General features: G+C 35.3%; 20 protein-coding genes. 12 read left to right on the top strand and 8 right to left on the bottom strand.

Annotated features, from left to right (window positions below; genetic code table 11):
• Positions 1-4: 4 nt before the first annotated feature.
• Together yidC and GMA17_RS08360 are read left to right on the top strand one after the other, a co-directional pair.
• Positions 5-1,909 carry a membrane protein insertase YidC gene (gene yidC, locus GMA17_RS08365; protein WP_248395154.1) on the top strand — a complete coding sequence of 635 codons (1,905 nt, stop codon included), beginning with the start codon at positions 5-7 and terminating at the stop codon, positions 1,907-1,909.
• An 88-nt stretch (positions 1,910-1,997) separates the two neighbouring features.
• The gene (locus GMA17_RS08360; protein WP_248395153.1) at positions 1,998-2,702 is read left to right on the top strand and encodes a toxin-antitoxin system YwqK family antitoxin; all 705 of its coding nucleotides are present in this window, start codon (positions 1,998-2,000) and stop codon (positions 2,700-2,702) included.
• A gap of 310 nt (positions 2,703-3,012) precedes the next feature.
• Here GMA17_RS08360 and GMA17_RS08355 read toward each other — a convergent pair whose 3' ends face one another.
• A complete protein-coding gene (locus GMA17_RS08355) occupies positions 3,013-4,443 on the bottom strand; it encodes a fasciclin domain-containing protein (RefSeq protein WP_248395152.1) in 1,431 nt (476 codons plus the stop codon).
• 171 nt (positions 4,444-4,614) lie between these two features.
• Here GMA17_RS08355 and mnmA point away from each other — a divergent pair, with 171 nt between their 5' ends.
• Positions 4,615-5,811, top strand: a complete 1,197-nt coding sequence (mnmA, locus tag GMA17_RS08350; RefSeq protein ID WP_248395151.1) for a tRNA 2-thiouridine(34) synthase MnmA — start codon at positions 4,615-4,617, stop codon at positions 5,809-5,811.
• Positions 5,812-5,884: 73 nt separating this feature from the next.
• Complete coding sequence (locus GMA17_RS08345) at positions 5,885-6,826, top strand: nitronate monooxygenase family protein (protein WP_248395150.1); 942 nt, start codon at positions 5,885-5,887, stop codon at positions 6,824-6,826.
• Here GMA17_RS08345 and GMA17_RS08340 read toward each other — a convergent pair.
• A complete protein-coding gene (locus tag GMA17_RS08340) occupies positions 6,823-7,755 on the bottom strand; it encodes a hypothetical protein (protein WP_248395149.1) in 933 nt (310 codons plus the stop codon). The genes GMA17_RS08345 and GMA17_RS08340 overlap by 4 nt on opposite strands.
• Positions 7,756-7,890: 135 nt before the next feature.
• Here GMA17_RS08340 and GMA17_RS08335 point away from each other — a divergent pair, with 135 nt between their 5' ends.
• The 3 genes from GMA17_RS08335 to GMA17_RS08325 are packed head-to-tail and all read left to right on the top strand — an operon-like array spanning position 7,891 to position 10,082.
• Entirely contained in the window at positions 7,891-9,267 is a 1,377-nt protein-coding gene (locus tag GMA17_RS08335; protein ID WP_248395148.1) for an MATE family efflux transporter, read from the top strand.
• A gap of 9 nt (positions 9,268-9,276) precedes the next feature.
• Positions 9,277-9,504, top strand: a complete 228-nt coding sequence (locus tag GMA17_RS08330) for a hypothetical protein (protein WP_248395147.1) — start codon at positions 9,277-9,279, stop codon at positions 9,502-9,504.
• A 2-nt stretch (positions 9,505-9,506) separates the two neighbouring features.
• A complete protein-coding gene (locus tag GMA17_RS08325) occupies positions 9,507-10,082 on the top strand; it encodes a phosphatase PAP2 family protein (protein WP_248395146.1) in 576 nt (191 codons plus the stop codon).
• Here GMA17_RS08325 and GMA17_RS08320 read toward each other — a convergent pair whose 3' ends face one another.
• Genes GMA17_RS08320 through GMA17_RS08310 form a run of 3 tightly spaced genes read right to left on the bottom strand, consistent with a single transcriptional unit; the run spans position 10,083 to position 13,031 of the window.
• Positions 10,083-11,705 (bottom strand): glycosyltransferase family 39 protein, encoded by a 1,623-nt coding sequence (locus tag GMA17_RS08320; protein ID WP_248395145.1) that lies wholly within the window; start codon positions 11,703-11,705, stop codon positions 10,083-10,085.
• Positions 11,689-12,318: a lipid-A-disaccharide synthase N-terminal domain-containing protein gene (locus GMA17_RS08315; protein ID WP_248395144.1), complete on the bottom strand. Its 630-nt coding sequence runs from the start codon at positions 12,316-12,318 to the stop codon at positions 11,689-11,691. The genes GMA17_RS08320 and GMA17_RS08315 overlap by 17 nt, the downstream gene beginning before the upstream one ends.
• Positions 12,318-13,031, bottom strand: coding sequence for a glycosyltransferase family 2 protein (locus GMA17_RS08310; RefSeq protein ID WP_248395143.1), 714 nt, complete (start codon positions 13,029-13,031; stop codon positions 12,318-12,320). Before GMA17_RS08310 ends, GMA17_RS08315 begins: the two co-directional genes overlap by 1 nt.
• Before the next feature lie 91 nt (positions 13,032-13,122).
• Here GMA17_RS08310 and GMA17_RS08305 point away from each other — a divergent pair, with 91 nt between their 5' ends.
• Positions 13,123-14,064, top strand: coding sequence for an NAD(P)-dependent oxidoreductase (locus tag GMA17_RS08305; RefSeq protein ID WP_248395142.1), 942 nt, complete (start codon positions 13,123-13,125; stop codon positions 14,062-14,064).
• Here GMA17_RS08305 and meaB read toward each other — a convergent pair.
• Positions 14,059-15,147, bottom strand: coding sequence for a methylmalonyl Co-A mutase-associated GTPase MeaB (meaB, locus tag GMA17_RS08300; protein WP_248395141.1), 1,089 nt, complete (start codon positions 15,145-15,147; stop codon positions 14,059-14,061). The two genes, GMA17_RS08305 and meaB, sit on opposite strands and share 6 nt — an antisense overlap.
• Positions 15,140-15,706, bottom strand: a complete 567-nt coding sequence (locus tag GMA17_RS08295; protein WP_248395140.1) for a DUF2911 domain-containing protein — start codon at positions 15,704-15,706, stop codon at positions 15,140-15,142. Before GMA17_RS08295 ends, meaB begins: the two co-directional genes overlap by 8 nt.
• 174 nt (positions 15,707-15,880) lie before the next feature.
• Here GMA17_RS08295 and GMA17_RS08290 point away from each other — a divergent pair, with 174 nt between their 5' ends.
• The 4 genes from GMA17_RS08290 (at position 15,881) to GMA17_RS08275 (ending at position 19,231) form a co-directional block, all read left to right on the top strand.
• Entirely contained in the window at positions 15,881-16,429 is a 549-nt protein-coding gene (locus GMA17_RS08290) for an RNA polymerase sigma factor (protein WP_248395139.1), read from the top strand.
• On the top strand, positions 16,413-16,988 hold the full coding sequence (locus GMA17_RS08285) for a hypothetical protein (RefSeq protein ID WP_248395138.1): 576 nt from the start codon (positions 16,413-16,415) through the stop codon (positions 16,986-16,988). The genes GMA17_RS08290 and GMA17_RS08285 overlap by 17 nt, the downstream gene beginning before the upstream one ends.
• Positions 16,989-17,000: 12 nt before the next feature.
• On the top strand, positions 17,001-18,512 hold the full coding sequence (locus GMA17_RS08280) for a YggN family protein (RefSeq protein WP_248395137.1): 1,512 nt from the start codon (positions 17,001-17,003) through the stop codon (positions 18,510-18,512).
• Positions 18,513-18,616: 104 nt separating this feature from the next.
• Positions 18,617-19,231, top strand: a complete 615-nt coding sequence (locus tag GMA17_RS08275; RefSeq protein WP_371922354.1) for a peptidoglycan DD-metalloendopeptidase family protein — start codon at positions 18,617-18,619, stop codon at positions 19,229-19,231.
• Here GMA17_RS08275 and GMA17_RS08270 read toward each other — a convergent pair whose 3' ends face one another.
• A complete protein-coding gene (locus GMA17_RS08270; protein WP_248395135.1) occupies positions 19,232-20,011 on the bottom strand; it encodes a T9SS type A sorting domain-containing protein in 780 nt (259 codons plus the stop codon). It abuts the gene before it with no gap.
• Between the last annotated feature and the right edge of the window lie 4 nt (positions 20,012-20,015).

Raw genomic sequence — 20,015 nt, 5'->3', positions numbered from 1 at the left:
ATATATGGAAGAAAAGAAATTTGACCTGAATTCGATAATAGGGTTTGTCCTAATTTTTGGAATATTAGTGTACATGATGTACGCCAACCAGCCAACTCCAGAGGAATTAGCAGAACAAGAACGCGCTAAACAAGAGCAAGTTGAAGCTGAAAAGCAAGCTCAAAATCAGAAAGAAACTGCTGTTACAACGGCGGAAGATTATTCAGTAGCTAACGCCCAAGATTCTACCCAATTTGTAGCCTTACAAAATAAATTAGGTGCTTTTGCCTATTCAGCAAGCCTGCCATCTGCAAAATCCAATGAAACAGAAGTGAAAACGGAGGTTTTAGATTTAAAATTTAGCAATAAAGGGGGATATTTATCTGAAGTTAAATTAAAAAAGTTTGTCGATTTTGATTCCATCCCAATCTATCTTATAAAAGATGGGAATACGGATTTTAATATTAATTTCGGTACCACTGATAGTCGCATTCTAAATACCCAAGATTTATATTTTGAACCAACGGTAACTAAAAATGGTGAAAACACGGTCGTTTCCATGAAACTTAAAGTATCTGCGAATCAGTTTTTAGAATATCGTTATGAAATTCAACCAAATGATTATATGGTTGATTTTACAATCCGTTCCCAAGGCTTAAGTAATGTTATTAATAGCTCGCAACCCATAAATTTAGACTGGCAATTACAAACCTATCGTCATGATAAAAGTATCAGTTATGAAAACCGATACACGCGATTAACGTATCAATATGAAGGTGGTAAAATTGATAAATTAAGCCCAACGGGTGAAGATGAAGAAACAGAAGTTGATGTAAGTTGGTTGTCGTACAGACAGCATTTCTTTAGCAGTATTTTAACGTCCAAAGTGCCATTAAAATCCGTGCAATTCAATTCAACCGATCTAGTGGAAAATGAAGAAGTTGATACGGTGTTTACAAAGGCCTATCAAACGAGATTTGCTTTAGAAGCAAATGCTGGTGAGTTAAATCAAGAACTAGGCTTTTATTTTGGCCCAACAGACAACAAGGTTTTACAGAAATATGATATTGGTCTAGAAGATAGTATTCCATTTGGTTGGGGAATCTTCGGTTGGATAAACCGTTATGTTTTTGTTCCATTATTTGCCTTTTTAGCAAGCTTTTTACCATATGGTGTGGCTATTATTGTAATGACCATTTTAATAAAGTTCTTATTATCATTTGTTCAGTACAAGCAATTCCTGTCGCAGGCAAAATTAAAAGTTTTAAAACCGGAATTAGATGCTATTCGTGAGAAGCATAAGAATAATAAAATGAAAGCGCAGCAGGAAACTATGGCTTTGCAAAATAAGGCAGGTGCCAGTCCGTTGAGTGGTTGTTTACCAGCTTTAATACAGTTGCCCGTTTTCTATGCTTTATTCCAGTTTTTCCCATCGGCTTTCGATTTAAGACAGAAAAGTTTCCTATGGGCAGACGATTTATCATCTTATGATATTGTAGCCAATTTACCATTTACCATTCCGTGGTATGGTGATCACGTTAGTTTATTTCCAATTTTAGCCTCTATTGCTATTTTCTTTTATATGAAAATGACAACAGGACAGCAAATGGCATCGCAACCAACTCAAGAGGGCATGCCAGATATGGCTAAACTAATGAAGTACATGATTTACATATCACCATTAATGATGTTATTCTTCTTTAATAATTATGCATCTGGTTTAAGTTTGTACTACTTTATTTCTAACGTTATTAGTATTGGAATTATGTTGGTAATTAAGAATTACATTCTTGATGAAGATAAAATTCATGCTCAAATTCAGATCAATAAAAAGAAACCGAAAAAACAAAGTAAGTTTCAGAAGAAAATGGCTGATATGATGGAGCAAGCCGAACTACAGAAACAAGCGCAAGAAAAGCGTAAGAAATAAAAAAATCAAGCTGCCTTAATTGGCAGCTTTTTTGATATAACAAATGCTATATTATTTCGTTTAGATATTTAATACACAGGTTATAATTATGAAGCAGATACTATTTGTTTTAGCACTATTTATGGGTTTTATGAGTTTCGCGCAAACATTTAATCAGTTTGATGCCAACGGTAAACGCGACGGTAAGTGGAAAAAGAATTTTGAAGGAACAAATGTTGTTCGTTATGAAGGCGCTTTTCAACATGGAAAAGAAATAGGCGTGTTTAAGTTCTATAAAAATATTAAAGGGGAAGCCGTTTTGACTGCTACACGTGAGTTTAATCCCAATACAGATACTGCAAAAGTGACCTTTTTTGGTAGTACAGGAAAAGTAATAAGTGAAGGGCTCATGCGAGACAAAACATATATTGGCGATTGGAAATACTACCATAATAATGGAACGCAAATCATGACCTTGGAACATTATAATAATAAAGGATTGCTAGAAGGTGCGCGATTTGTTTATTATTTAAATGGGCAAGTAGCTGAAAAAGCACTTTACGAAAATGGAAAGCTACATGGTAAGACTTTGGGCTATGCAGAAAACGGAACAGTTATTAAGGAGCACCATTATAAAATGGGCAATTTACACGGAGAAGCCAAATTTTATAACGAAACGGGTGTTTTATTAGTGGAAGGCACTTACCGTAATGATCAGAAACATGGAATTTGGAAGTATTATGAAAATGGGACTTTAAAGGAAGAAAAGGATTTTACGCCAAAAAGCAATAATCCGTATAAGAAGTCTAATTAGGAATTGCGCTCATAAAATATAAAAGCTCCTTAAAGATTTAAGGAGCTTTATTTTGTTAGGTATGCATTCGTAATTTTTAGCTATTAATCAATCAAAATGGGGAATACCTAAACATAAGGACTGCAATCTATGTAATATATTCATGAATTCAAAATCGATTTTAATATATTAATTGTAAACTTTCACCTACTAGTTTTATGGTTAATTAATAAAAAAAGCTGTTCTAATTAAAGAACAGCTTCTCTTTTTCAAAGCAATTTAATCACATTTATAGCGATCAATAATGTTGAACACTATAAATTTCTTACTATTATAAAGGTGGTAAAACAACCTTGTCGATAGCATGAATAACGCCATTGGAAGCTTGAACATCAACAGCAATTATGTTGCTTACTCTGCCGTTTGCATCAGTTAAGGTTGCACCACCAGTAATATTTGCTGTTATGTTTCCACCTAAAGTACCAACAGTCATGTTATCCATTAAAGCACTTGATCTTACGTTTGCACCTGCAACCGCATGCATATCTAACGTAGCTTTTAAAGTTGGTTCTGGGATATCACCTAAAGTTGCTACATTTAATTCTGTTAATAAATCACCAAAGGCTGCATTAGTAGGTGCAAAAACTGTAAAAGGTGCTGGAGCTGTTCCATTTGGTGTAGAAAGTGTCCCTACGTAGTCAAACGTTAAATCGTCTCTTGTTAATGCTGCAACTAAAGTTTCAAAAGTAGGATCAGCTAATGCAAAATCGACTACAGTTGGTAATCCAATAACCGCATCCACAGCATGGATAACACCATTTGTTCCCACAACATCTGCTATGGCTACCGTAGAAATTCCGTTAAATTCAACACCATCTGCGGTATTAAAATATAAACTCATTGGGTTGTTTCCAGCACCAGTTGCACTAGTTGTGGTATAACCCGCACCCATATTTACTAAATCTGTAGAAAAGGTGGCACCTGCTAATACATGGTTTAAAAGTACTTGCGATAATACATCGGTTGGTACATCACCTAACCCAGAGAATCCGTTATCCGCTAAAAAATTAGCGAAAGCTGCATCAACTGGTGCTAAAACTGTAAATGGTCCACCTCCTTGTAATACGGAAACTAAATCACCATCAGCAGCACCTAAAGCGGCTACTAAATTACTAAAGCTCGAATTTGCAAGGGCGTGATCTACCACGTCTGGTAAGCCAATAACACCATCAACTATGTGAATGATGCCGTTAGATGCTTCAATATCGGCAGTTGAAACAGATGATACATTATTAAAACGTACATCGTTGTTGGCTGTATTAAAATATAAACTCATGCTTGCACCACCTGCACCTGTTGCATTAGTAGATTCATAACCAGAGCCTTGACTTACCAAAGCGGTTGAAGGCACAGATCCAGAAATTACATGATTTAAAAGTATTTGTGACAATACATCTGTTGGTACATCATTTAAGGAAGCAAATCCATTGGCTGCTAAAAATGCTGCAAACGCGTCATTATCAGGCGCTAAAACGGTAAATGGTCCTGATCCTTGTAATACTGAAACTAAATCTCCGTCGGCAGCTTGTACTGCAGCTACTAACGAACTTAATTCAGGCGTGGCCAACGCTAGATCTACAATGTTATTTTGTTGTGCTGGCGGCGTGTAAATGTTGTTATCATCATCACTACTACAGGATGTGATAAATAAGACTACTAGTAAGGTAGCCGAAAATCTTTTTAATGCTGTTAATGTTTTCATCTTGTTAAGTTTTTATGTTTGTTTAGCAAATATAATAAAACATTAAACAAAAACCCGAATTATGTTTATTAAAATTAACAAAACTTTAAACAAAATAAATTATTTAGCCTGTAATTAGGACCGCTTAGGAAGAAGAGATATTACTTGATTTTCGTATCTTTGCACCCAATTATGGAAAACAAAAAACGTGTTATCGTCGGATTATCTGGAGGTGTAGATTCCAGTGTAGCAGCCTATCTTTTAAAAGAGCAGGGCTTTGAGGTTATTGGCTTGTTTATGAAAAATTGGCATGATGATTCTGTAACGATATCTGATGAATGTCCTTGGTTAGATGATAGTAATGATGCCATGTTAGTGGCGGATAAATTAGGAATCCCATTTCAGACAGTCGATTTAAGTGAAGAATACAAAGAGCGTATTGTTGATTATATGTTCAAGGAATACGAAAGCGGGCGAACCCCAAATCCTGATGTGCTTTGCAACCGGGAAATCAAGTTTGATGTGTTTATGAAAATCGCTTTAGATTTAGGAGCGGATTTTGTAGCAACAGGTCACTATTGCCGTAAAACATCTTTTGATAAAAACGGTGAAACTATTCATCAATTATTAGCAGGCGTGGATGACAATAAAGATCAATCCTACTTTTTATGTCAATTATCGCAAGCGCAATTAGCAAAATCATTATTTCCTATAGGCGAGTTAACAAAACCAGAAGTTCGAGATATAGCAACAAAATTGGATTTAGTGACAGCTGATAAAAAAGACTCTCAAGGTTTGTGCTTTATTGGAAAAGTTAGGTTGCCAGATTTTCTACAACAACAGTTAAAACCAAGAGAAGGCGTTATAGTTGAAATTCCAAGCACCTATGCAGATTATGAAATTTCAAACCCGATTTTTGATTCTAAAGAATTGGAATTAGCCTATTTATCTAGAAAAGCGGATTATAACGTTACGGACGGAAAAGTAGTTGGTAAACACCAAGGTGCTCATTTTTACACTAAAGGACAGCGCAAAGGATTGGCGGTTGGAGGAACCGTGGAACCATTATTTGTCATTGATACTGATGTTAACGAGAATGTGATTTACACAGGTCAAGGAAAAGCACACCCTGGATTATATAAATCAGCTTTATTTATTTCAAATGATGATTTGCATTGGGTTCGTGAAGATTTAGCACTATCCAAAGGGGAAACCATGACGGTTTTAGCGCGTATTCGCTACAGGCAACCATTAGAAAAAGCCACGTTATATCGTGTAGAATCTGGTTTATATATTGAGTTTTCAAACCCACAGTCAGCCATAGCTGAAGGGCAGTTTGCAGCGTGGTATTTAAATGATGAACTTATTGGTTCAGGCGTAATTTCATAGGGATTAGGTACGTTTATATATTTCGCATCGTCTTTATTAGTTACTATATTTCAAATTAAAAACACATTATATTATGTCCAATAAAATCACCAAACTTTTTAATATTCAATATCCAATTATTCAAGCTGGAATGATTTGGAATTCAGGTTGGCGTTTAGCTTCAGCATCTAGTAACGCTGGAATTCTAGGCTTGTTAGGAGCGGGAAGTATGTATCCTGATGTGTTACGTGAGCATATTCAGAAATGTAAAAAAGCAACTGATAAACCCTTTGGTGTTAACGTGCCTATGTTATATCCAAATGTGGAAGAAATCATGAATATTATTGTGGAAGAAGGTGTAAAAATTGTTTTTACCTCGGCAGGAAATCCAAAAACATGGACAAGCTGGTTGCAAGAGCGTGGCATTACGGTTGTCCATGTGGTGAGCAGTGTAAAATTTGCCTTAAAAGCACAAGATGCTGGTGTGGATGCGGTTGTAGCCGAGGGTTTTGAAGCTGGTGGACATAATGGTCGCGATGAAACCACAACACTAACATTAATTCCCATGGTAAGAGAACAGCTGACCATTCCATTAATTGCAGCTGGCGGTATTGCTACCGGAAAAGCCATGTTAGCTACTATGATTTTAGGTGCCGATGCCGTTCAAGTGGGAAGTCGCTTTGTGGCTAGTGAGGAAAGTTCAGCCCATCAAGCTTTTAAACAGGTTGTTGTGGATGTCAAGGAAGGTGATACCCAATTAACCTTAAAAGAATTGGCACCAGTACGCTTGGTTAAAAACAAATTCTACGACGAAATTCAGGAACTTTATAAATCATCTCCATCACCAGAACAATTAAAAGAGCTATTAGGTCGTGCGCGTGCTAAACGGGGTATGTTTGAAGGTGATTTGGAAGATGGCGAATTGGAAATTGGTCAAATAGCAGGACTTATTCACGATATAAAACCTGTAGCAGAAATTGTAAAGGATATGCTGAAAGAATTTGATTTAGCTAAACAAGTGGTAGCCACATTCTAATCAACCTTCTGATTGAAAATTTTAAATGGAACAGCAAACAGTTTACTCGACCCGTTTGCTGTTTTGTTGAATTCCGCTAATAAACTATTTATTGATAACGGTTTCTCGTGTTCAACTATAGTGTTATCGCGCTTACTTGTAAAGTACAAAGTGTCATTTTTAACAAATGGGCAATAATCCATTTTCTCCGAGTTTACAAAGGGGCCTAAATTTTCGGCTGAAGACCAACCCGTTTTTAATTTCTTGCTAATATATAAATCACCACTTCCTAATCCATCAGGCCGATTATAAGCGCCAAATATAATATAGGATTCATCAGGCGCAATGAAAGCATTGTATTCATAGCCATCAGAATTTACGGTGTTAGGCAGGGTTTCTGGTTCTAAATACGTACCATTTTTAAATATGCTTACATAAATATCATCTTTCGTATTCTTCAAGTTATCAGCTCTTGTAAAATAGAGATTCCCATTATTTGCAATGGATGGGTAAAATTCGTCATTAATAGAATTAACAGGTTCACCCAAGTTTTTAGGTTTAGACCAGGGTTCATTTACATTTTTCCTTTCCACATACCAAATGTCAAAATCTTTAGGTTTTAATTCATTATTAAGCGGTCTTGAGGAAGCAAAGTAGAGTTTTAATCCATCTGTTGAGAAACAAGGTTCTAAATCAAAATGTTGGCCAGAAAAGCCAGCAACTTGAGGTTCTTGCCAAACACCATTAATTTTTTTTAACGAAATTATAGCGGAAAGATTACCCATTACACTTTGTGCCGTAAATAGAATTTCATTGCCATTAGGTGCAATGGCTATATCCCTAACATTTGGAAATTGCCCAGCTATTTCTGGCAAAAAAGGTTCAGGACTGTCTTGAGCCAAACCATAATTTAAACATAACAAAAACGCAAATAGGTAACTAAACTTCATAAAAACTAAATTAGGCTGACAAGTTAATATAATACATAATATGGAAATCTTAACACAATGTTAATCCCGGCAAAATAAGAATAAAAGAACCTTTACATAATATGTAAACCCATTGGAATATACTACTTTTGCAAAATGGTTTTAAGCGACTACACGAAAGAGTTTAAATACAACTGGCAACTGGCAGCTCCTGTTATGTTGGGTATGTTGGGACACACTTTTGTAGGATTTGTAGATAATATCATGGTTGGCCAATTAGGAACCGCTGAATTAGCGGCTGTGTCTTTAGGTAATAGTTTTATGTTTATTGCCATGTCTTTAGGAATTGGTTTTTCAACAGCTATAACGCCTTTAGTTGCGGAAGCCGATGCGGAAGGAAATTTTGCTAAAGGTAAATCAGCATTTAAGCATGGCTTGTTTTTATGTACATCTTTAGGGTTATTTTTATTTTTACTACTCTTATTTGCCAAACCGTTAATGTACCTAATGAAGCAGCCTTTGGAGGTAGTAGAATTAGCTATTCCGTATTTGGATTGGGTAGCCTTTTCACTAGTGCCTTTAATTGTTTTTCAGGCATTTAAGCAGTTTAGTGATGGCTTATCCATGACCCGTTATCCTATGTATGCTACTATTGTAGCCAATGTTGTTAACGTGGTTTTAAACTACGTCCTTATTTTTGGAAAATTTGGTTTTCCTGAATTTGGTATTGTTGGAGCAGCCTATGGCACATTAATCTCACGTGTGGTCATGGTTGTTTTCCTTTGGTGGATTCTTAAAGGACATAAAAAATCGAGAGATTACGTTACTAATATCAAAATATTTGCGCTAGATAAATTAGAACTCAAAAAAGTAATTAATTTAGGCTCACCAAGTGCGATGCAAATGTTTTTTGAGGTTGCCATTTTTACAGCCGCCATTTGGTTGAGTGGGTTGTTAGGTAAGAATGCACAGGCAGCCAATCAAATTGCTTTAAATTTATCATCCATGACTTTTATGGTGGCAACCGGTTTAAGTGTCGCATCCATGATACGTGTTGGTAACCAAAAAGGATTAAAAAACTACTTCGAGTTGCGCCGAATTGCCTTTTCAATTTTTTTACTAGGAATGATTTTGGCGGTCACTTTCGGGCTGTTATTTTTTATCTTCCATCAGCAATTACCAAAATTGTATTTAGATAATTCAGATGTTCTAAACGCGGTGGATAACGCTGAGGTATTACGTATAGCAGCCAATTTATTAATTGCGGCTGCCATTTTTCAAATTAGTGACAGTATTCAAGTGGTTATGCTTGGTGCATTGCGTGGTTTGCAGGATGTAAAAATACCCACTATTATAACCTTTATTTCCTACTGGATCGTTGGGTTTCCCATAAGTATATACTTTGGGAGTGCCGAACGCTATGCTAGTTTTGGAATATGGATGGGTTTATTAGCAGGATTAACCGTAGCAGCAATTTTATTATTTATCCGATTTAACTATCTTACCAAACGTTTAATTTTATCTAACACCTAACAACCATATATGGAGTTCCCAAAATTTTTATTAGGCGATAATACCGATTTTCCAGATGCTATTTTCGTTATTCATACCGATTTCCCTAGATTTATTATCAATTTAGAAAATGATGATGTAGAATGGTTGGAGGATTTTGATCAGCATGATCAAAAAGAATTGGAGATGGAAGCTGAATCGTTAATCCAGCAAGCAACCGATTTTTACGATCGTGAAATTGAACGTTACGAAGATTAATTATGCTTGAACAATTAGTACAACTCGACACTGAACTTTTTCTTTATTTAAATAATTTAGGAACAACCACTTGGGATGGATTTTGGATGTTTTATACCACTAAATTCTATTGGATTCCTTTTTATGCCGTTTTACTTTTTATAATTTTCAGAACACGAACGCCTAAACTATTTTTAATAACCATTTTTGTTATATTTCTAATGGTTTTGTTTACCGATCAAATGACCAATGTATTTAAAAAAGTATTGGTTATGCGTTTAAGACCCTGTCATGATCCTACTTTAGAAGGATTGGTTCGTTTGGTTAAACCACATTGTGGCGGGCAATTTGGTTTCTTTTCTGGTCATGCTTCTAACTCCATGGCAGTTGCTGTGTTCAGTGGTTTATTACTCCGTTTTAAATACAAGTATTTTATATTTCTAATGCTTATCTGGTCAGTAGCTATGGGTTACAGCCGTATTTATATTGGCGTACACTTTCCATTGGATGTTATTTGTGGAATGGCATTTGGCGCAATGTCAGGCTTCATGTTTTACAAACTAGACCTGTTTTTACAAAAGCGTTATGGTGTGAAATAATTACTTTTTTGTCAATATGTAATAGTTAGCAAGGAGTCTATCTTTATACTGTCTTGATTCTTTAGAAACGGTATTCAAATTAAACGTATTAATTTTTTCTATCGAATAGGTTTCCTGAAGTTTATTGGAGTCTTCCGGGCTTATGCCAATCGTTAATAATCCAAAGTTAGGTTCTTTAGGTAAGGTCATTGTACCATCCTCATTTTTAATTGGTGGAATTTTTTGACCATATTCCCAAATCATTTCAGGTGCTATATAATTGAATTGGTAGAGTTTTAAATCGCCAGAAATATCAGAAGTAATCGGGTGGAAGTCCTCACTATTCAAAGCTTCCTTTAGCGGTAAAGCAAAAAGGAGTAAACTAGCATAAAGTCCTACAGCGCAAACGACAACCATGCGTATATTCATGTGTTTTAAGAATCTTAAAATGAAAAAACCCATAACAAACACGATAACTGACGCTAATATAAAAGAGAACCAATAACCTGTTAAATTATCTTTTAAAAAGGCAAAGGCTAAAAAAGGAAACGCAATGCCTACAATACCAATCAACCCAAAGTTGAAATAAACTGGAACGGTTTCACGTTTATTTTTCAAATTTTTAAATTCACGAATTACATAGTCTAGATAAAAACTGCAATTAATTGCTAAGGGAATTAAAACAGGCATCAAATACCGTGATTTCTTTTCAGGTATAAGAGACAGTAATATAACGGCAAAAATAGTCCATAAAAAACTAAATTTATAAGCTTTACGGTTTCTAACGCGGGTTTTTAAGTATGGATATAACAAACTGACAAATGCTGGAATCGTCCACAAACCACTTTGCGTAAAGAAACTCCAATAATAATAAAATGGGCGCACATTATAGCTACTCCAATTACCTGTTTCTTTTTCTGCAATTGCTAAAAATGTGGCTGGATCTTCTAATCGCACATATAAATACCACCAACCACCAACAGTAACCGCTAAAATTAATATAAGTAGGACGGGTATAAATTTCGATTTAAAACGGTTATATTTAAATGTAAATCCATAAGCCAATAAAAACGGTAATAATAAGGCGTAAAAACTAACGGGTCCTTTACTCAATATGGAGAAACCAATAAATACACTTGCCAAAAGTGCTGATTTCCATTGCGTTTTTGTCGCTTGGAAAAAGCAAAATAAATAGTAAATAGCAACACACATAAAGCCATGTGTAAAAATATCCCAAGGTGCTTCAATCATAATACCAATAACATAAAATGAAGTGGTAACAATAATTGCAGATAAAATTCCGAAAGATTGACTTTTTGTGATTTTTTTAGATAATTTAAAAACAAAAACGGCAATTATCATAATAAATAGAACCGCAGGCAATCGCATAGCAAAAACACTTTGTACACCAAAAATAGCAGCAGAAATAGCGGTAAGCCATGTTGGTAAAGGTGGTTTTTCATAACGGGCTTCGCCATTCATGGTTGTGAGTAGCCAGTTATTATCGGTTAACATTTCACGAGCTGTAATAAAATTTCGCGCTTCCATAATAGTCACGTCCATTACGTTTAAATTTGGAAGCAACACCAGTGCAATTCCAAAACAAATAAATAAAACGGGATATTTTTTAAGAAGCGGAAGCATATTTTCGGATTAAAATTAAATTCCTAATATAGATAATAGCACCCAGAATATGACCTGTAAATAACACAGGATCTCTTCTGAAAATAGCATAAGTTAAAATAAGAATAGAGCCTATTAAACTTAATAACCAAAAGCCAAAAGGTAGGGTTGATTCTTTTTGTTTCTCCGAATAGAGCCATTGGTATACAAAACGTAAAGTAAACACCACCTGCGAAACGATTCCTAATGTTAGTAGCCAGACAGGAATAGCTTCGTTTTTAAAGAGTTTCACCACGTCTATCGTATTATTGTTAAAATAGAAAATGGCAATAAATGTTGGCATTAATAATAAAAACCACTGCATGAATTTAGGGTACTTCTGCCATTGGTTTTGTAGTTGTAAATTCCGAATATATATAAAATAAGTTAAGCCTTGACCAAGCATAATGGCAAAATCATCACGTAAATATCCATATATAAATAGCAAGAATGAAGCGAATAAACTTAAAGTCCAAAAAATGGTAGGCGTAATAACGCGTTTTTGTTTTTCAGAATATAGCCATTGAAGAATAAGCCGAGAAGAGAACAATATCTGCGCTAAAAATCCAATACTATATATGAGCCAATTACTCATTAATTGTGTTTCTCAACCGTATAATTAATATACTTTTTCTTCATCCAGAGATACGCGAAACAATCCATTAGCGGTCCAATTAAGCGATTCCAAACGCCAAATTTGGCTTCTCCGGCAACCCGTGGGAAGTGTTTGACAGGGACTTGTACAATCTTACCTTTTTGCAATAAAATCATAGCAGGAAGAAAGCGATGCAAACCTTCAAACATGGGAATCCGCTTGGCATAATCAGTTTTTATAACTTTAAGCGGACAACCTGTATCGTCCATGCCATCTTTAGTAAATGTACGGCGAATTCCATTGGCAATGGTAGAAGACATATTTTTAACAAAACTATCTTTACGGTTTGCGCGAACACCCGTTACCAAATCATAATCATTAATATGTTCTAAAAGCACGTTAAAATCCTTTGGATCGGTTTGTAAATCCGAATCTATATAACCAACCAATTCCGTGTCCGCATAATCAAAACCAGCTTTTATAGCCGCGCTTAAACCTCGGTTTTCCTTAAAACTAATATATTGAAATTCAGGATGTCTTTTAGCAATATCTTCAATATGATGTTGACTGCTGTCTTTGGAGCCATCATTTACAAACAAAATCTTTGTTTTTCTGCTGGCTATTTGCATGTATTCTAATAATTCCTTTTCAACTCGCGGTAAATTATCTTCTTCATTATATACGGGAACTATAATTGTAAACTGGTAATCCATAAAATTAAAGTTGTACTACAAATGTATTCTTTTTTATAGAATTCTAATCTTACAGAAAAAAAACTGTTTCTTTGTAATAGAAATTAGATTTATGAAGATACTAGTTACTGGTGCAGTGGGATTTATAGGCTCGCATACAGCTGAACGTTTAAAAGACATGGGACATGATGTAATAGGTGTGGATAATTTTTCGCCGTATTATAGCGAATCTTTAAAGAAATTAAATGAAAAAGCTCTAAATAACAAAGGTATTCCTGTTTTGAAATTGGATTTACGTTCTGATAATTTGAACGACAATTTACCAAAGGATATTGATTTCATCTTTCATTTTGCTGCTCAACCTGGTATTTCTTCCACATCAACTTTTGAAGACTATTTCACCAATAATATTATTGCTACAAAAAACATAATAGATTTTGCCTTGCAATTAAACGATTTAAAGTTATTTGTAAATATAGGCACTTCTTCCATTTACGGCTTGCAAGCAACTTTTCCAGAAGATGTGGCGCCAAAACCAGCTTCACACTATGGTGTTACTAAATTGGCGGCTGAACAATTGGTACTTCAAAAATCGCGTGAAAAACAATTGAAGTCTTGTTCATTGCGTTTATATTCTGTTTTTGGACCTCGAGAACGTCCTGAAAAAATGTATACCAAATTAATTGCTTGCGGATTTAATAAAGAAGCTTTTCCGTTATACCAAGGCAGTTCTACACATTTACGCAGTTTTACCTATGTGGATGATATTGTAGATGGTGTTGTTAGCGTTATGGACGCTATTGATGTTGTTGATGGTGAAATTATAAATCTTGGAACTGAAGTAGAACATACCACTCAAGAAGGTATTGATGCGGTTGCTCAAGTTATGGATATGAATATTGCTATTCAACATGTGTCTGCTAGAGCTGGTGATCAATTACGAACCAAAGCTATTATTGATAAAGCGAGAAGCTTACTAAATTATAATCCGCAAACCACCTTATTAGAAGGTGTGGAAAAGCAGGTAGCTTGGTATAAAACCAATTTTCTATAATTCCGGTTTTAACTGCAATAAATAATCCGCAGCAGCAAAAGGTGTTGTTTTCTGCGCCTCAATTAATGTTATCTGTACGTTTAATGCTTTTTTAATGACCTCATTATTAAAGAAGTCCGCATGCAGTTGGTCTTTAATGGTTTCAATTAACCAGAACTTATTTTGCTTATGACGTCGCTGCTCAAAGTATCCATTGCTTTGCGTTTGAGTCACATATTTATCTATAGTTTCCCAAACGGTATCTATTCCTTCATCATGCAAGGCGCTACATAATAATACTTTGGGTTGCCATTCAGAATCTTTAGCTGGATATAGATGTAATGCGCGATTAAATTCTACTTTAGCAATTTTAGCGGCTTTCATGTTTTCGCCATCGGCCTTATTAATGGCTATAGAATCGGCCATTTCAATAATACCGCGTTTAATGCCTTGTAGCTCATCGCCAGCACCTGCTAATTTAAGGAGCAGGAAAAAATCTACCATACTATGAACTGCCGTTTCACTCTGACCAACGCCAACGGTTTCAATTAATATGGTGTCAAAACCAGCAGCTTCACACAAGATAATAGTTTCCCGAGTTTTTCGCGCCACACCACCTAAAGATTCCCCTGATGGCGATGGCCTGATGTAGACATTCGTGTCCTTTACTAAATCCTCCATTCGGGTTTTATCGCCTAGAATGCTTCCTTTTGTAATAGAACTACTTGGGTCAATAGCTAGAACGGCAATTTTTTTTCCTGCTTTGGATAAATATGTTCCGAAGGATTCAATAAATGTACTTTTTCCAACACCAGGAACACCTGTAATCCCAATTCTAACTGATTTATTAGCATAAGGAAGGCAGCCTTTTATAATAGCATGGGCCTGATCAGCATGATTTTTGTTTTTGCTTTCAATTAAGGTTATTGCGCGACTTAAAGCTGTTATATCACCTTTTAAAATACGTTCAATAAGTTGTGGAGTTGTTGGTTTTACATCTCTTCGACTACGTATAGCATCAATAATAGCCTGATTGATGGTTTCGGGTTGCGAAACACCAGCCTGTTCTTGTAGTGCTTTTTTATGTGACGTTTTTTTAGTCAAAAGTTTCTATTGGTACGGCTACTTTGGTTTCATCCCAAGCCATAGTTAGTGATAATTGATCTAATGCATTGTCAAACCCAATTGTAAATTGTTCCACCGTAACTCCTGTGTCTTCCACGGGAACGGTAACGGTAATGACATCAAATTCGGGTTCACGCATGGGTTTCATTTCTGTATCAACTCCCCAAGCATATTGTTTGGAATTAAACATAACTTGCCATGTAGAATCGTTTGGAATGGTCCATAGGGTATATTTTCCCGCAGGAAGCGAATCATTGTTTATTTTTAAGGCTTTACTCGTTTTAAAGGTTGTGGCTTCGTTGGCACCTGTTCGCCAAACTTGCTTATAAGGAACCAAACCACCAAAAACTTCGCGACCGCGTTTAGAGGGTCTGTTATAAACTATATCTAGCTGTAAATCATTTTTAGAAAAGGATACAGTATCAATTGGACTTTTTCGTGGTGCAAGTAAACTGCCATCCACAAAAAAGGAATATAAAAACAAACTGATGGCAATTAGAAATAAGCATCCCAAAAACCATTTAAAAAATCTATTCATAGGGTATTTTAATTAATGATATAAAGATACTTCAAATGTTATTTTTAATGAAGAGCTATCACATTTTTTTAAGACTTATTTTTAATCTTGAAAAAAAGATGCGGATTTTTGCAACACATCACTTTTTTCATCGTCATTAAGATGAACCAAACCATTAAAACCAAAAAGTAAAGCATGTTTCAACTTGAAATTATTGAAAAATGCAAAGCAAACAACCGTCAAGCACAAATGCAGTTATACAACCAGTACTGCCAAGGTATGTATATTGTTGCAAGACGATTTGTAAAGCATGATGCCGAAGCTGAAGATATTGTTCAGGATGCCTTTATTAAAGCGTTCTCTAAACTGGATCAGTATCAAGCAGAAGTTACTTTTGGAGCCTGGTTAAAGCGCATTGTTATTAATACGAGTATAGACATGTTAAAAGCACAAAAACACCAACTGGTGGAACTTGAAGCTGCGCATTTAAATGTGGTGGACTCGGGTAATGACAATTGGTTAGTAGACGATACCGTGGAAGTTGTGGATGTTAAAGACGCTATTTCAAGTTTAGCAGATAAATATCGATTGGTTCTCACGCTGTATTTACTGGAAGGTTATGATCATCAAGAAATTTCAGATATTTTAAATATTACCGAAGTTTCTTCCAGAACACAACTTTACCGAGGTAAGTTACAATTACAAGAATTATTAAAACAGAAAAAAAATGGCACGCGATATTAGAGATTTACTCAAACAGAATAATGCGGAAACCAAAACTGTCATGCCTTCAGGACATGAAGCTCGTTTTCAGCAGAAATTGAACAAAAGCTTTCCACAAAAGAAAAAGCATAGTTTTTTATGGATGCAAATTGCAGCAAGTGTTGTAATTGTTTTGGGATTGGGTTTTGGTATGTATGCTGTTTTGAATGAACCCGTTAAAACGAATCAGGTTGTTGAAGTTGCTCCTGAAAAATCACCTTTAAAAACACTAGGCGATATTTCTCCTGACTTTAAAAAAGTAGAGGATTATTATTTGGCAAATATTAATTTGGAGTTGTCCAAAGTGACCTTAACTTCAGAAAATAAAGATCTCATTGATGGCTATATATCGCGTTTAGATGCTTTAAATGCGGAGTATAAACGATTGTCTGTTGAGTTAACCGAGCAAGGTCCCAATGAATTAACGGTAAGTGCATTGATAACAAATTTGAAATTTAGATTAAATCTCATGTATCGCCTTAAAGACCAATTACACAGTTTAAAAAACTCTGATTCACATCAGAAGAAAAATAACGTATAAAACATTAGTATTATGAAAAACATAAAATTTTTGCTTCTCTGCTTACTTTTTGCAGGTAGTATAAATGCCCAACAGCGTGTAGATAAAATATCGCAAACCTTACAGGTTAATGATGATGTAACCCTCGATATACATGCGAGTTATACCAACATAATCATCGATACTTGGAATAAAGATATTATTGAAGTTGAAGCCTATATTGAAAGTGACGCGCTATCAAAAGAAGCACTAAAAAAACATGTGGATGCTTGGAAGGTCCAGGTGGAAGGTTCCAAAGATTATATCACAATAAAATCTAATTCGGAAGGTGATAGTTGGTCCGATAGTATGAGTCTTTTTGATGTTCAATCAGTAGATGCTTTACAGAATTTGGAAATTGAATTAGCAGACATGCCTATTATGCCATTGGTTGATGGTTTAATGGCATCCCTTGACGTGGCCAATATGCCTAAAATGCCTAATATGCCGAAACTACCGGATTTGCCAGAAGGCATGAATACTACCAATTTTGATTTTGAGCGCTATAAAAATGAAGGCGAAGCATATATGGATAGGTGGAGTCGTGAATACAGTGCCAAATATGGCGATGCGTATGCTAGAAAAATGGAGGCTTGGGCAAAAAAAGTGGACACAGAGGCTTTTGAAAAATATGAAAAGGACATGGAAGCTTGGGGTGAAAAATTCGGTGAGCAATTTGGAAAAACCTTTGAAAAAGATATGGAAGCTTGGGGCAAACAATTTGGAAAATCCTTTGGTGAAAGCATGGAAAAATGGGGCGAACAGTTTGGCAAAGAAATGGAAACTTGGGGTGAACAAATTGGAAAAGAAATGGAAGAACGTGCAAAGCTCATGGAAAAAGAACATGATAAGCATGAATCTATACGACAAAAGCAAGATGCTAAATATCGAGCCATGTTTGATTCAGACATGGGGAAAAATATGAAAGTTAAAAAAACACTTAAAATAAAAATTCCCAAAGACGCCAGATTAAAACTGAATGTCAGACATGGTGAAATGAAATTCACTTCTATTATTCATAATCTCCAGGCGGATTTAAATCACACTAAATTTTTAGCATCACGCATTGATGGCGAACAAACCGCCATCAATGCATCTTATTCATCCCTTTTAATAAAGGATTGGCAGAACGGTAATTTAGAATTGAACTTTGTGGAAGCGGCAACCATACAAAATGTAAATGGGCTTGTATTAAATTCTAATTCGTCCAATATCCATATTGATAAACTGTCTGGTAATGCTATTCTTAATGGTAGCTTTGGAGACCTAGCCATTAGTGAAATAACGGATGACTTTAAGACTATTAATATTACATTAGATAATAGCAATGCAAATTTAAAACTGGCTCAAGCCGATTATAAATTACAGTATCACGGTAAGTATTCGCAATTCAAGCATCCTAAAAACACGAAGGGGCAAGCTGTTTCTTCTTTTAATTCTGGTAGTATTTCCAACAACAAAACGATTGTTGTTAATGCAAAATATAGTCATATAGTTATGGATTAGTTTCCTATTTTTGAGTTTTACATACTATGAACTCAACTCCCTTTTCTTCTTTTATACATGGCATTAACTCCATGCCTCTTTTTGTTTTAGATAAAAACATACCCTTGTCCAAATATGTATCCATAGATTTATCGGAACAGAATTTATCACTACACACTTTTGATGTGTCCTCCTCTCAAGCTTGGGCTGTTTTTATAAACGATTATTGCCATCAAAAACGGGCAGAAGTTGCTTATGGCGGTTATAATGAAAAACGGAACATTTATAAACGCAGTACCTATTTCAATCAGCAAAATGCCGATACCGAACGTAATATTCATTTAGGATTAGATTTGTGGATTGCAGCAGGATCAGCTGTTTTATCGCCACTTGAAGGTGTTATTCACAGCTTTGCCAATAATGCTAACTATGGTGATTATGGTCCGACACTAATTTTGGAACATCAAATTAATGATGTTGTTTTTTACACCTTGTATGGTCATTTAAGTTTGGATTCATTAACCGACAAAAAAGTGGGAGCTGCCGTTAAACAAGGCGAACAAATAGCAACCCTTGGTGCCGCTGAAGTAAATGGTGATTATGCGCCACATTTACATTTTCAGATAATTCGTGATTTGGAAGGGTTTGAAGGAGATTATCCTGGTGTTTGCAACAAAAAAAATCTGGACCATTTTTTACAAAATTGCCCAGACCCTAATCTCCTATTAAAACTATATTAATTAGTTAATTATCAATTTTTTTATTGTTTGGCCTAAATCGGTTTGTACTTTAAGGATGTAGGTTCCGGATTGGAAGTTAGTTACATCAATTTCAGCACTCGTTGTTTTAAGTACTTGACTTCCTAATAGTGTAAATATTTCTATATTATTAATAGAATTTGTTGTTTTGATAAATAAAATTTCAGATACAGGATTGGGGTAAATGTTGATAGTTTCCTTCAAATTAACGGCATCTAAATCTAGTGTTTGAAAGCTAATAGCGTTGGCCAAAGGATTATTTTGAGAATACAGATTTTGAGTCGCAATATTGATGTAATTTTCTATATAGATAGTATCAAAGACAGGGTCACCATTTTCCACAAAACGAATTTCACCACTTGATGGATTTGGATTGGCAATGACATCAAATAATACCAGTTCAAAAGGGCCTGCACCATTTAGTATGACGGAGTACTGACCCGCTTCATCACGGCCTAAAAAATAGGCATCACCAAATACGCCCGGTCCCATGGACATAGATGCCCATTCGGAGGCTGGAAGATTGGAGTTGCCTGTTACAAAATTCCCGATGGTTAAACCTGTGGGGACATAAAAACCTGCGCCCATATCGTCGGTGCTATGGTTGGTAACTGGTTCACTAGGTGTGGCTAATAAGGCCATTTGGTAATTACCTGTATTTGCATTAATTCCAACAAATGACAGACTAAACTCATAGGTTGCTTGTGCATGGATAGTAATACTTATTACTAATAGGAATGCCGTTATATATAGTTTTTTCATGACG

The sequence above is a fragment of the Bizionia sp. M204 genome, from assembly GCF_023205095.1.
Lineage (GTDB): Bacteria > Bacteroidota > Bacteroidia > Flavobacteriales > Flavobacteriaceae > Algorimicrobium > Algorimicrobium hallyeonense.
The sequence above is the reverse complement of the archived record's forward strand: the minus strand, read 5'-3'. Positions and strand labels throughout refer to the sequence as shown.